The sequence below is a fragment of the Polaromonas sp. CG_23.6 genome, assembly GCF_029892315.1.
Lineage (GTDB): Bacteria > Pseudomonadota > Gammaproteobacteria > Burkholderiales > Burkholderiaceae_C > Polaromonas.
Genome location: NZ_JARXUY010000001.1, coordinates 2926798 through 2940444, shown reverse-complemented (window position 1 = coordinate 2940444; position 13647 = coordinate 2926798). Strand labels below are relative to the sequence as shown.

Annotated in this window: 11 protein-coding genes; 9 read left to right on the top strand and 2 right to left on the bottom strand. The window is 58.0% G+C overall.

The annotated features are described in order from the left end of the window. The first annotated feature begins 1 nt into the window (after window position 1). From nuoL to H4V98_RS13830, 6 genes are read left to right on the top strand one after another with little or no spacing between them, the layout of a single operon-like run. Window positions 2-2026, top strand: a complete 2025-nt coding sequence (nuoL, locus tag H4V98_RS13855) for an NADH-quinone oxidoreductase subunit L (protein WP_196863546.1) — start codon at window positions 2-4, stop codon at window positions 2024-2026. A gap of 30 nt (window positions 2027-2056) precedes the next feature. After that, window positions 2057-3532 (top strand): NADH-quinone oxidoreductase subunit M, encoded by a 1476-nt coding sequence (locus tag H4V98_RS13850; protein ID WP_280757594.1) that lies wholly within the window; start codon window positions 2057-2059, stop codon window positions 3530-3532. Window positions 3533-3551: 19 nt separating this feature from the next. Beyond that, window positions 3552-5054 (top strand): NADH-quinone oxidoreductase subunit NuoN, encoded by a 1503-nt coding sequence (nuoN, locus tag H4V98_RS13845; RefSeq protein ID WP_196863544.1) that lies wholly within the window; start codon window positions 3552-3554, stop codon window positions 5052-5054. Between the two features lie 2 nt (window positions 5055-5056). Continuing rightward, window positions 5057-5359, top strand: a complete 303-nt coding sequence (locus tag H4V98_RS13840) for a DUF2818 family protein (protein WP_196863543.1) — start codon at window positions 5057-5059, stop codon at window positions 5357-5359. Beyond that, entirely contained in the window at window positions 5356-5970 is a 615-nt protein-coding gene (locus H4V98_RS13835) for an NUDIX hydrolase (protein WP_196863542.1), read from the top strand. Before H4V98_RS13840 ends, H4V98_RS13835 begins: the two co-directional genes overlap by 4 nt. Before the next feature lie 21 nt (window positions 5971-5991). After that, window positions 5992-6516 (top strand): DUF1178 family protein, encoded by a 525-nt coding sequence (locus H4V98_RS13830; RefSeq protein WP_196863541.1) that lies wholly within the window; start codon window positions 5992-5994, stop codon window positions 6514-6516. Between the two features lie 54 nt (window positions 6517-6570). Here H4V98_RS13830 and H4V98_RS13825 read toward each other — a convergent pair whose 3' ends face one another. Further along, window positions 6571-7887 (bottom strand): Glu/Leu/Phe/Val dehydrogenase, encoded by a 1317-nt coding sequence (locus H4V98_RS13825; RefSeq protein WP_280757593.1) that lies wholly within the window; start codon window positions 7885-7887, stop codon window positions 6571-6573. A gap of 298 nt (window positions 7888-8185) precedes the next feature. Next, on the bottom strand, window positions 8186-10006 hold the full coding sequence (locus H4V98_RS13820) for an ABC transporter transmembrane domain-containing protein (RefSeq protein WP_280757592.1): 1821 nt from the start codon (window positions 10004-10006) through the stop codon (window positions 8186-8188). A gap of 79 nt (window positions 10007-10085) precedes the next feature. Here H4V98_RS13820 and H4V98_RS13815 point away from each other — a divergent pair, with 79 nt between their 5' ends. From H4V98_RS13815 to H4V98_RS13805, 3 genes are all read left to right on the top strand, one after another. Next, on the top strand, window positions 10086-10616 hold the full coding sequence (locus H4V98_RS13815) for a MarR family transcriptional regulator (protein WP_280757591.1): 531 nt from the start codon (window positions 10086-10088) through the stop codon (window positions 10614-10616). Window positions 10617-10716: 100 nt separating this feature from the next. Beyond that, window positions 10717-12192, top strand: coding sequence for an efflux transporter outer membrane subunit (locus H4V98_RS13810; protein ID WP_280757857.1), 1476 nt, complete (start codon window positions 10717-10719; stop codon window positions 12190-12192). Between the two features lie 101 nt (window positions 12193-12293). Further along, on the top strand, window positions 12294-13640 hold the full coding sequence (locus H4V98_RS13805) for an HlyD family efflux transporter periplasmic adaptor subunit (RefSeq protein WP_280757590.1): 1347 nt from the start codon (window positions 12294-12296) through the stop codon (window positions 13638-13640). Window positions 13641-13647 lie beyond the last annotated feature (7 nt).

Here is a 13647-nt window from a genome sequence, read left to right as displayed (position 1 = left end):
GATGAGCCAAACCCTTTCTGCATCGACGTTGCTGGCCGTTCCGCTGGCACCTCTAACCGGCGCGCTGCTGGCCGGGATTCTTGGAACCACTTTTGGTGGCAACTGGATAGGACGCCGTCTCGCGCACACCCTGACCATTCTGGGTGTTTTTGTAGCCTTCATCATTTCTGCCATGACACTGCAAAGTGTCGTCGGTGATGGTGCGCGGTTTAACGAAACGCTTTACACATGGATGATGGTGGGCGACCTGAAGATGGAGGTTGGTTTTCTGGTAGATGGTTTGACCGCCATGATGATGTGCGTGGTGACTTTTGTTTCGCTCATGGTGCATATCTACACCATCGGCTATATGGAAGAAGATGCGGGCTACAACCGTTTCTTTGCCTATATTTCTCTGTTTACGTTCTCCATGCTGATGCTGGTGATGAGCAATAACATGCTCCAGCTGTTCTTTGGCTGGGAAGCGGTAGGCTTGGTTTCCTATCTGCTGATCGGTTTTTGGTTCAACAAGCCCAGTGCGATCTTTGCCAATATGAAGGCTTTCCTGGTAAACCGGGTCGGCGACTTTGGCTTTATTCTGGGGATTGCGCTGATTGCTGCTTACGCAGGTACGCTGAACTATGGCGAGGCTTTTGCAAAAGCCGACGAGCTTTCCAGGCTGACATTTCCCGGCACTGGCTGGATGTTGATCACCGTAATCTGTATTTGCCTGTTCATCGGTGCCATGGGCAAGTCGGCCCAGTTCCCCTTGCACGTCTGGCTGCCCGACTCCATGGAAGGTCCAACACCGATCTCGGCGCTGATTCATGCCGCGACCATGGTCACGGCGGGTATTTTCATGGTGGCCCGGATGTCGCCGCTGTTTGAACTTAGCGATACGGCGTTGAGTTTTATCATGGTCATTGGTGCCATCACCGCGTTGTTCATGGGCTTTCTGGGCATCATCCAGAACGACATCAAGCGGGTCATTGCCTATTCCACGTTATCTCAACTGGGCTATATGACCGTGGCGTTGGGCGCATCAGCCTACTCGGTAGCCGTCTTTCACCTGATGACCCATGCGTTTTTCAAGGCCTTGCTCTTTCTGGGAGCTGGCTCTGTGATCATTGGGATGCACCACAATCAGGACATACGTTGGATGGGTGGCGTGCGCAAGTACATGCCCATCACTTGGATCACCTTTTTGTTAGGTTCGCTGGCCCTCATCGGCACACCATTCTTTGCCGGTTTTTACTCTAAGGACAGCATTATTGAGGCTGTGGCCGAAAGCCATCTATGGGGCAGTGGCTTTGCTTATTTCGCTGTCTTGGCAGGTGTTTTTGTAACTGCTTTCTACTCTTTTCGGCTGTATTTCCTTGTCTTTCATGGCAAGGAACGCTACGACCAGAATCCTGATGCGCACCATGATTCACATGACGACCACAGTCATCACGATGCTAACCACGAACCCCATGAATCTCCGTGGGTCGTGACTTTGCCATTGGTTTTGCTGGCCATTCCGTCGGTCATCATCGGTTTTCTAACGATTGAGCCGATGCTGTATGGTGAATTTTTCAAAGATGCGATTTTTGTCAATCTGGAACGGCATCCCGCCATGGAAGAAATGGCTGCGCTGTTTCATGGGCCCCTCCAGATGGCAACGCATGGCTTGACTGCGCCTCCTTTCTGGCTCGCCCTGTGCGGTGTAGTACTGGCCTATTACATGTACATGGTCAATCCTGCCTTGCCTGCAGCCATCAAGCGCAACCTGAGCCCTATCTACACACTGCTCGAAAACAAGTACTACCTCGACTGGTTCAATGAAAACGTCATTGCACGGGGCATGCGTGGACTTGGTACTGTGTTTTGGAAGGTAGGTGACCAGATGGTGATTGATGGCGCGCTGGTCAACGGTTCCTGGAAGCTCGTTGGTTGGGTGTCCAGCATGGTCAGGCGCCTGCAATCGGGTTACATCTATCACTATGCCTTTGGCATGATTCTCGGCATTTTTGTGTTGATGACGTATTTCGTCTGGCTCAACCGATAAATACAATCTAGAAGAAGAAGGAAGAGAAAAATGGGATTGTTGAGCCTCGCCATCTGGGTGCCGATTTTTTTTGGTGTCGGTTTACTGGCCCTGGGTAAGGAAAGTCATGTGCGCACCGTTCGCTGGATCGCACTGATCGGCGCCACCATCAGTTTTCTGGTCACGTTGCCCCTGTATACAGGTTTCGAATTGGGCACGTCGGCCATGCAATTCGTTGAGAAAAGCAGCTGGATTCCACGTTTCAACATGAATTACCACTTGGGAGTGGACGGCATTTCGCTGTGGTTTGTGCTCTTGACGGCATTTATCAATGTGGTGGTCATCATCGCCAGCTGGGAAGCCATCACGACCCGTGTCAACCAGTACATGGCGTCCTTTTTGATCTTGAGCGGCCTGATGATTGGTGTTTTCGCAGCGCTGGACGGTATGCTTTTTTACGTCTTCTTTGAAGCTACATTGATTCCAATGTACCTGATCATTGGAATTTGGGGCGGACCGAACAAGATATACGCAGCCTTCAAGTTTTTCCTTTACACGCTGCTTGGCTCACTGCTGATGCTGGTTGCGCTTATTTTCTTGTACAACAAGTCGGGCGGTAGTTTCGACATTCTGGCGTGGCACCAACTTCCCCTTTCAGCCACAGCGCAGACCCTTCTTTTCTTTTCTTTCTTTGCCGCGTTTGCTGTCAAGGTTCCAATGTTTCCGGTGCATACCTGGCTGCCTGATGTCCACGTTGAAGCGCCAACCGGCGGCTCTGCCGTGCTGGCAGCGATCATGCTCAAGTTAGGCGCTTACGGATTTTTGCGTTTTTCAATGCCAATCGTGCCCGATGCTTCGCGCGAGTGGGCATGGTTGATGATTACCTTTTCCCTGATAGCCGTGATCTATGTGGGCTTGGTGGCGCTGGTCCAGCGTGACATGAAAAAGCTTGTAGCCTATTCATCGGTAGCGCACATGGGTTTTGTGACGCTCGGTTTTTTCCTGTTCAACGACCTGAGTGTTTCGGGCGGCATTGTCCAGATGATTGCACACGGGTTTGTTTCTGCCGCCATGTTCCTGTGTATTGGTGTGCTGTACGACCGTGTGCATTCGCGCGAGATTGCAAGTTATGGTGGCGTCGTCAACACCATGCCCAAGTTCGCAGCCTTTGCACTGTTGTTTGCCATGGCCAATTGTGGATTGCCGGCAACCGCAGGCTTCGTGGGCGAATGGATGGTGATTCTGGGTGCAGTCAAGTCGAATTTCTGGATTGGCATGGCGGCGGCTTCGGCACTGATCTCGGGTGCGGCTTACACGCTGTGGATGTACAAGCGTGTGTACCTCGGCCCTGTGACGAATGAAAAGGTCAAGAACTTGCTTGATATCAATAGTCGAGAGTTTCTGATGCTGGCGATGCTGGCTGTCGCAGTGCTCTACATGGGTCTTTATCCCAAGCCGTTTACCGATGTGATGAACACGTCTGTGGCTGACTTGCTAAGGCATGTCGCGCTTTCGAAACTGAACTAAGAAAACTCAAAGAATTCAGATGATTGACAAACTCAGTTGGATCGCGGTTTATCCGGAACTTGTTTTATTGGTGATGTCCTGCGTTATCGCGCTGGTCGATCTGGGCGTCAAGACGCCACGACGCTCGCTCACCTATGGGTTGACGCTGCTGACCCTTGCAGTAGTAGCCATCATGGAAGCCAATACGGCACTCGGCGGACAGGTTTTTTATGGGTTTGGCAACATGGTGGTGGTGGACCCCATGGGCAGCTGGATGAAATGCTTTGCAAGCATTGCCTTGATGGTCACCATCGTCTATGGCCGGCCTTATGCCGCTGACCGCGACATGCTGCGCGGTGGTGAATTCTTTACGCTGAGCCTGTTTGCCTTGCTGGGCATGTTCGTGATGATTTCAGGCCATAACTTCCTGGTGCTCTACATGGGCCTGGAATTGATGGCGCTGTCCAGCTACGCACTTGTCGCCTTGCGCCGGGACGACGCGCAGGCAACCGAAGCCGCCATGAAATATTTCGTTCTCAGTGCACTGGCTTCCGGTTTCCTGCTTTACGGCCTTTCCATGCTTTATGGCGCTACCGGCTCGCTGAACATCAATGAGGTTTTCAACGCCATTGCCAGTCGGCAGGTCAAGCATCAGGTACTGGTATTCGGTCTGGTTTTCATTGTGTCGGGACTGGCTTTCAAGCTGGGAGCAGTGCCATTTCATATGTGGTTACCCGACGTTTACCATGGCGCACCGACTGCCGTCACGCTGATCATCGGCGGTGCACCGCAGCTGGCTGCATTTGCGATGACGATTCGCCTTCTTGTCGAAGGCCTGCTGCCGCTGGCGATTGACTGGCAGCAGATGCTGGCATTGATGGCGATAGGATCCCTGCTGATTGGCAACCTGGCCGCTGTGGCGCAGACCAACCTCAAGCGCATGCTGGCGTTTTCGACCATTTCCCAGATGGGCTTTTTGCTGCTGGGTCTTTTGGCGGGGGTGGTCAATGGCAATCAACTCAACACTGAATCGGCTTACAGCGCCGCCATGTTCTATGCCTTGACCTACGTACTGACCACACTTGCCGCTTTCGGCATCATTTTGCTGCTGGCCCGTAATGGGCACGAATCCGAAGAAATCACCGATCTTTCCGGGTTAAACCAGCGCAGCCCCTTGTACGCCGGTGTCATGGCAATGAGTATGTTTTCTTTGGCCGGACTGCCCCCGCTGGTAGGCTTCTACGCCAAGTTGGGTGTGCTGCAGGCCTTGATCTCGTCAGGCAAGACAAGTTATCTGGTACTGGCTGTCTTTGCCGTGATGATGTCGTTGATTGGTGCTTTCTACTACCTTCGGGTGATTAAAGTCATGTACTTTGACGCCCCTCACTCCCACAATGCGCAGCCAATCAATGCGCCGGCTGATGCCCGGATTGTGCTGGCCATCAATGGCGCGCTGCTTTTGGTGCTGGGCATTGCCCCAGGCGGTTTGATGGCCCTGTGTGCCCAGTCGATCAACAGCATCGTCAACTCGCTCGGAGTCTGAGGTTGGACCAGACTGTTTCGGTATGGCTGGTAGTAGTGCTTGCCTTGTTAATGGCTAACATGCCTTTTGCCAGCAATAGGCTATTTGCAGTCTACGCACTCAATTCGCCTAAAAATCTAGCCGTCCGGCTGGCAGAATTATTGGTTTGGTATTTGGTGGTGGGTGGCGTGGGCCTGTACCTTGAGCAGCGAAATGGGCAAATTGCACCTCAGGGCTGGGAGTTTTATGCGATCACAGGAACCCTTTTTCTGACGTTTGCCTTTCCCGGTTTTACCTACCGCTATTTGTTTAAGCACCGATCATGACGACTGAACCTAATACGCAGGACAGCGTTGCGGGTGACGTTTCTCAACTGGCTGAAATAAAAATCAGTTCCGACGAGATCCTTGCCGGGAATTTTCTTCAGATCTGCCGCGATACGGTCAGTCTTCCCGATGGACGGCATACCACGCGCGAATATGTGGTCCATCCAGGTGCCGTGATGATCATTGCGTTGCTGGATGACGGACGCGTGGTGCTGGAGCGCCAGTTCCGGTATCCGCTGCATGCCGTGATGGTCGAGTTTCCTGCGGGAAAACTTGATGCCGGCGAATCATCGTTGGCTTGCGCCAAACGCGAACTGCAGGAAGAAACGGGCTATACCGCGCGTGAGTGGGTCAAAGCAGGCGTGCTGCATCCGGCTATTGCTTATTCCACTGAATTCATCGACATCTGGTTTGCACGCGGATTGACACTTGGCGAGCAACAACTCGACAGCGGCGAATTTCTAGAGGTGTTCAGCGCGACACCTGACGAGTTGATGAAATGGTGCGCCAGCGGCAAGGTGACCGATGCCAAGACGCTCACCGGGATGCTGTGGTTGGCGAACATGTTGTCGGGTGCATGGACATTGCAATGGCAGGCAGCACAGCCTTAACGGTCTTGCCATACTGCGACCATGAAAGTCCTGAATCTACGTTGTTCGCGCCTGCATTCGTTTGAAGGCTGGTTCGGTTCGGAATGTGAATTCCAGGACCAGCAACAACGCGGTCTGATGGCCTGTCCCCTGTGTGCCGACACCAGCATTCAAAAAATGCCCAGCGCTCCCCGGCTCAATTTTGGCGGGCATTGCGCCCCTGAAACTGGCCCAAGCCGCACTGACCCTGAGGCGCCTTCCCATTCCAGGGGTAATTCTGTGTCGCAAGACCAAACGGCGCATACTAGTCAAGCAAAAAGCACGCTGTCGGAACCCGACCTTGCCGCACAGGCTGCCTTTTTGAACGCTTTGCGTCAAGTGGTGGCAGGGACCGAAGACATGGGCACGCGCTTTGCCGAGGAAGCTCGCAGAATGCACTATGGGGAAGTCGAAGCGCGCAGTATTCGCGGCCAGGCCAGCGCACGCGAGGCAGTGGAACTTTTGGAGGAAGGGATTGAGGTCCTCCCGCTGCCCATGCTCGCCGCCCTCAAGGAAACCCTGCAGTAGCAGGCCATCACAGGGCAGGCCGTTTACGCCTGCCGTTTGACAACCTGGCAACCATCAGGGGTACAGGCCGCGCAGTTCGCGCGTATGCAGGATTCGCTGGCAGGCCACGATGAAAGTGGCTGTGCGCAGGCTGACCTTTTTTTCCTGTGCGACTTGCCAGACGGCTGCAAAGGCGGTCTTCATGATTTTCACCAGACGTGCGTTGATCTCGTCCTCGTCCCAGAAAAAGCTGGAAAAATCCTGCACCCATTCAAAGTAGCTGACCGTCACGCCCCCGGCATTGGCAATCACGTCGGGAAGCACCAGGACATTGCGTTCCTGCAGGATGTCGTCAGCTGCAGGGGTCGTCGGTCCGTTGGCGCCTTCAATGATCATGCGGGCCTTGATGCGGCCGGCATTGGCGGCGGTAATCTGTTGCTCCAGCGCTGCCGGAATCATGATGTCGCAATCGACGCCCCAGAACTCTTCGTCGGCGATGACGTCGGCATCGGCAAAGCCGGCCACACTACCCGTGTTGGCTACATGCTGCAGCAGTGCGGGAACATCCAGTCCGGCATCACTGAAAATCGTGCCGCCATGGTCCTGCACGGCAACGATGCGTGCGCCCGTTTCGGCAAACAACTTGCCGGCCACGCCGCCTACGTTGCCAAAACCCTGCACTGCAACCCGCGCCGTGGCAATGTCCAGCCCGATGTGCCGTGCTGCTTCCGTGCCTACCGTGAACACGCCGCGCCCGGTGGCTTCACGCCGGCCCAGTGAGCCGCCCAGATCGACCGGCTTGCCCGTGACCACGCCGGTTGCGGTGGAGCCGGTATTCATGGAATAAGTGTCCATCATCCAGGCCATGATCTGCTCGTTGGTGTTGACGTCAGGCGCCGGTATGTCTTTGTTGGGGCCGATGATGATGCCGATTTCGCTGGTGTAGCGGCGCGTCATGCGTTCGAGTTCGCCGAGCGAGAGCTTTTTCGGGTCGACGCGAATGCCGCCCTTTGCGCCGCCGTAGGGCACATTGACGGCCGCATTCTTTACCGACATCCATGCCGACAGCGCCATGACCTCGGACAAGGTGACATCCTGGTGAAAGCGAACGCCGCCCTTGCCGGGCCCGCGCGAAACATTGTGCTGCACGCGGTAGCCTTCAAAATGCGCCACCGTGCCGTTGTCCATGTGAATCGGCACATCGACTATCAAAATGCGCTTGGGTCGCTTGAGGGTTTCGGCCCAACGCGCCAGGCTTCCCAAATGTGGAATGACCCGGTCGACCTGCTGGAGATAATTTCCCCACGGTCCAAGGTTGTCGGCCTGAAGGTAGGACGGAAGGGACGAGCCCGCCACGATCGTACTTTCACCTTCAGCAGCATTTTGTGACATAAGAAATCCTTGTAAAAAAATTAAGGTAGCGCAGCTTAAAGCGCGCAACCTCGACTGTCCAAGGCCTACTTTATGCGTATTTATGCATTAAATGCATAGTTTTTGAAAATTGCCCCGAAATTCGTTCGGATGGCTAATTGGAACATTGCGTAACACTGGGCCGTTCGAAGAAGTTTCAATCAATAGCATGTCAAGTTTGTCAGCAGCCAGCCAGCCAGCCAGCCAGCCAGCCAGCCAGCCAGTCAGTCAGTCAGTCAGCAGTGCGGGGCTTCGTGCGAAACGTTTTCCCTGAGGGGGGTTATGCCACGAACTGAAGCGCAGCCAGACGCGCATACACCTGGTTGGCAGCCATCAGCTGTTCGTGACTTCCCTGTTCCACGATGCGGCCATGGTCAATCACCACGATCCGGTCGGCCTTCTTGACCGTCGCCAGCCGGTGCGCAATGACCAGCGTGGTGCGGTCCTTCATGGCGGATTCGAGCGCCGCCTGCACCATGCGCTCGCTCTCAGCGTCCAGCGCGCTGGTGGCTTCGTCGAGCAGAAGCAGTGGCGAATTCTTCAGCATCGCCCGCGCAATCGCGATTCGCTGGCGCTGGCCGCCCGACAGGCGCACGCCGCGTTCGCCCAGGAAGGTGTCGAAGCCTTCGGGCAGCGCGCTGATGAATTCATGCGCAAACGCAGCCTGGGCTGCGGCCTTGACGTCCTCGTCCGTCGCGTCCGGCTTGCCGTAGCGGATATTTTCCAGTGCAGTGGTCGAGAAAATCACCGCATCCTGGGGCACCAGGCCGATGCGGCCACGCAGATCTTCCAGCGACATGTCGCGGGTAGCCACGCTGTCGAGTTCAATCCGGCCCGAGGCCGGGTCGTAAAAGCGCAGCAGCAGCTGGAACACCGTGCTTTTGCCCGCACCGCTGGGGCCGACGATGGCGATGGTTTCACCCGGCGCCACGCTCAAGTTGAAATCCACCAGCGCCGGCTGCGTGGGCCGGGAGGGGTAGTGAAACGTGATGTTTTCAAATTTAATAGCACTCCCTGCCCGTGTGACATGCGCAGCAAGCGGATTCGAAGGGGAAGTGACAGGGGACTCGCTGTCCAGCAGTTCCATCAGCCGTTCGGTGGCGCCTGCTGCGCGGAGCAGGTCGCCGTAGACCTCGCCGAGCACCGCCGCCGCGCTGGCCAGGATGATCACATAGACCACCGTCTGGCCCAGATGGCCGGCGGATATGTCGCCGCGCATCACTGCCTGTGTGCCCTGGTACAGACCCCAGAGCAATGCTGCCGAGGTGGCGATGATGATGAATGCCACCAGCACCGAGCGCGCTTTTGTGCGGCGAACGGCAATGGCGAAGGCATCGTCCGTGGACCGGTCGAAACGTGCCGCCTCCCGGTCTTCGGCGGTGTAGCTTTGCACCACCGGAATGGCATTGAGCACTTCGGCGGCAATTGCGCTGGAGTCGGCCACGCGGTCCTGACTGGCGCGCGAGAGCTTGCGCACGCGCCGTCCGAACCACATGGAAGGCGCGACGATCAGCAGCAGCGCACCAAGCACCTGCACCATTAAATAGGGGTTGGTGAACACCAGCATGCCCAGCGCGCCCACGCCCATGACGGCGTTGCGCAAACCCATGCTCAGCGACGAGCCCACCACCGTCTGCACCAGCGTGGTGTCGCCCGTCAGGCGCGACAGCACCTCGCCGGTTTGTGTGGTTTCAAAAAACTCCGGGCTTTGCCGGAGCACATGCGAATACACCGCGTTGCGAATGTCAGCCGTGACGCGCTCGCCCAGCCAGCTGACGGTGTAGAAGCGCCCGGCCGAAAAAAGCCCCAACGCAGCCGCCACGCCAAACAGTTCGAAAAAATGGGTTCGGAGCGCCATCAGTTGCTCGCCTTTGTCGGCCGCGCCCATGCCGCCGTCGATCAGTCCGCGCAAGGCCAGCGGAAACACCAGTGTCGCCACGGCGGCCATCACCAGGAAAAGCACTGCCAGTCCGATGCGTCCTGAATACGGCCGCAGAAAAGGAATCAGCCCCGACAGCGACCGGGGCGATCCCTTGGCGGGCGGGGAATTTGGAAGGATTGAAGTGCGGGAGGGAAGGGGCGTCGCGGTGGAAGTAACCATGAGGGTTATTTTATCGTTAAAGCTTGGCATTGCAAACACAGGCTTGACAATAGTTGCCCAAGCAAGTATTATTCAGGTTATGGATTCAACCCACAATTCCGCCCCTCGCCAAGAAGCCTCTGCCAGCCCTCCGGCTGATTTCTACCGTGCAGAAAGCTACACGCCTGACGACAGCATTGGCTACATGATGCGACGCATCATTTCCCTGGTCGCGCAAGGCGTCGAGCGCGAACTCGAACCCTCGGGCCTGACCAATGCGCAATGGGTGCCCATGTTCAAGCTCTACATGGGCTGCGCTTCGACTGCTGCTGAACTGGCGCGCCAGTGCGAGCTAGACGCCGGCTCGATGACGCGACTGCTGGACCGTTTGGAAGCCAAGCAACTGTGTAGCCGCATCCGTTCGTCAGACGACCGGCGGGTGGTCAACCTGGAACTCACCGATGCGGGACGCGCGGCAGCTCAGGAGATTCCTGCGGTTCTCTGCGGCGTACAAAACGCATTGCTGGCCGGCTTTTCGGCCGAAGAATGGGAAATCCTCAAAAGTTACTTGCGCCGCATGCTGGACACAGCGCAAACCCTTCACGCATCGACAGAAAAAAATGATAAATAAATCCCCAACTTTCTGTGACGAAGAACGCGCACAGGCTTGCACCGAACTGGCGTGCACCCCCGGCGGGGCTGCCTTGCCCGTGTGGCGCGCCTCGGTGCGCATGGCGCTGGTTTCTGCGGCCAGCGTGGTGGCGGCCGGCTTGATTGCCACTGGCATGGTGGGATGCGCCGACATGTCGGGCATTGCGCCGCAGGCGAGCCTGCGGGATGCCGCGTCGCTCGGCCTGGGAACGGTCTTTGTCCAAGCCCAGCCGCAGACAACGGTGGCGACCGAATGGTGGCGCGACTTTGGCGATGAAACGTTGAACACCCTGGTTGCCCGATCGCTTGAAGCCAGCCCGAATTTGAAGCTGGCGCAAGCCCGTCTGGCGCGTGCGCAAGCCGTCACGGAAGTGGCTAATGCCGCCATGCTGCCGCAAGTCAATGGCCAGCTCGATCTGACGCGTCAGCGCTACACCGCCAACGGCGCAGTGCCCCCGCCGCTGGCCGGTTCAATCCGTGACAGCGGAACAGCGCAGCTGGCTGCCAGCTGGGAGCTTGACTTTTTCGGCAAGAACCGGGCGGCGCTCGATGCCGCACTGGGCAGCGCCAATGCGGCCGAGGCCGATGCCCAAGCGGCCCGCGTGCTGCTGGCCAGCCAGGTCGCCCGAAGCTACTTTCAGCTGGTGCGGTTGAACGAGCAGGCCGCCGTGGCGCGCCGCACGCTGGCGCAGCGCGAACAAACCCTGGGGCTGGTCACCGACCGCGTCAATGCCGGCCTGGACACCCGGCTGGAGTTGCGCCAGAGCGAAGGCGGCCTGCCCGAAGCGCGCCTGCAACTGGAGGTCATCCAGGAACAGATGGCGCTGACGCGCAACGCGCTCAACGCACTGACGGGTCAATCAAATACTGCTTCTGCGCTTATTCCATCAGCACAATCAGCTATTAAAAATGTAGTTCTTGCAGCGGTAATTCCCGCTGACCTGCTGGGCCGCCGCGCCGACATTGCCGCTGCGCGCTGGCGCGTCGAAGCGTCGTCGAGTGATGTGGCAAATGCCAAAACCCAGTTTTACCCAAACATCAACCTGGTCGCTTTTGCCGGTTTTTCCAGTATTGGCCTGGGCAATCTGCTGAACTCGGGCAGCCAGCAATGGGGCGTCGGTCCGGCCATACGCCTGCCGATTTTCGAGGCGGGCCGGCTGCGCGCCACCCTGCGCGGCAAAACGGCTGATCTGGATGCCGCCGTCGAAAGTTACAACGCCGCCGTGATCGACGCGGTGCGCGATGTCGCCGACCAGGTGGCGTCTTCCCAAGCCATCAGCCGTCAGCAGGCCGAACAGCACGCGGCGCAGGATGCGGCCGAAAGTGCCTACGACATCGCCGTGCAGCGTTACAAGGCCGGGCTCGGTAATTACCTGAATGTGCTGACGGCCGAAACCAGTGTGCTGGCCCAGCGCCGGCTGGGTGTTGACCTGGCGGGCAGGGCGCTCGATACGCAAGTCGCGCTGATTCGCGCGCTGGGTGGCGGTTATGCGTCCAAGTCAGTGCCCGCCGCGCAAGAGAATTCAAAAATCATAGCTGTCAGTGCCCGTCCCTAAAGCGCAAACAGCCTGTCTGACCAATAAAGCAACTTTGGCCAACCGTTTCTGAACAGCGCTGCAGCCGCGCAAGCCATTTCCAACACACATTGAACGACACCATGAACGCACCCCAAGTTCCTGCTTCTTCCGCTAACCCGGCCAACTCCGCTTCCCCCAGCCCGGACGCGCCCGTCCAACGGCCCGGGGGCAATCCCAAGCGCAAGAAGGCGCTGACGGCGCTTGCCAGCATCGTGGTCGTCGCCGGCCTGGGCTGGGCGGCTTATGAATACCTGGTGGCCAGCCATTACGAATCGACCGACAACGCCTATGTCCAGGGCAACATTATCCAGATCACACCGCAAATCGGCGGCACTGTCGTGGGGCTGATGGCCGACGACACCGACTTTGTCAAGGCCGGCCAGCCGCTGGTGCAGCTCGACCCGGCCGATGCCCGCGTGGCACTGGACCAGGCCGAAGCCGCACTGGCCCAGGCGGTGCGCCAGGCGCGCACGGTGTATGCCAACAACGGCCCGCTGAGCGCGCAGATCACGTTGCGCAATGCCGAGGTGAGCAAGGCCAACAGCGACATCGCGCGCGCCGCCGACGACCTGGCGCGCCGCCAGTCGCTCGCTGGCAATGGCGCGGTGTCCAAAGAAGAACTCGGTCATGCGCAAACGCAACTGGCCAATGCCAAAAGCGCGCTGGCGGCTGCGCAGGCCGGCGTCGTGGCCGCACGCGAACAGCTTGCCAGCAACCAGGCGCTGACCGACGGCACGGCCATCGAGCAGCATCCCGCGGTGCTGGTGGCGGCGGCCAAGGTGCGCGAGGCATTTCTGGCTTCCCAGCGCACCGCCCTGAGCGCGCCGGTCGATGGCTATGTCGCCAAGCGCACGGTGCAGTTGGGCCAGCGGGTGGCTGCCGGCATGCCGCTGATGGCGGTGATTCCGCTGAACGAGGTCTGGGTGGATGCCAACTTCAAGGAAGTGCAGTTGCGCGATATCCGCATCGGGCAGCCGGTGACGCTGGTGGCCGACCTGTACGGCAAGAAGGTGGACTACCGCGGCACCGTGGCCGGCCTGGGCGTGGGCACCGGTGCGGCGTTTTCGCTGCTGCCGGCGCAAAACGCCACGGGCAACTGGATCAAGGTGGTCCAGCGCGTGCCGGTGCGCATCGCATTGGAACCAGCCCAACTTGCCCAACATCCCCTGCGGGTGGGCCTGTCGATGGAGGCCGAAGTCGATATCAGCAACAAGGAAGGCAAGGCGCTGGCCGATGCGCCACGCGATGCCGCCCAGTCGCACACGCAGGCGTTTGCCATGCAGGACGATGCCGGCGACGAGGAAGTCAGGCGCGTGATTGCCGCGAATTCCGGACGGTCCGTCAAGACGGGCAAGACTGACAACACCGACGTCAAAGCGTTGGTTTCTTCGTCACTTGCCGGCGGACAGGCTGCGCTGCCACATTGATCAGACC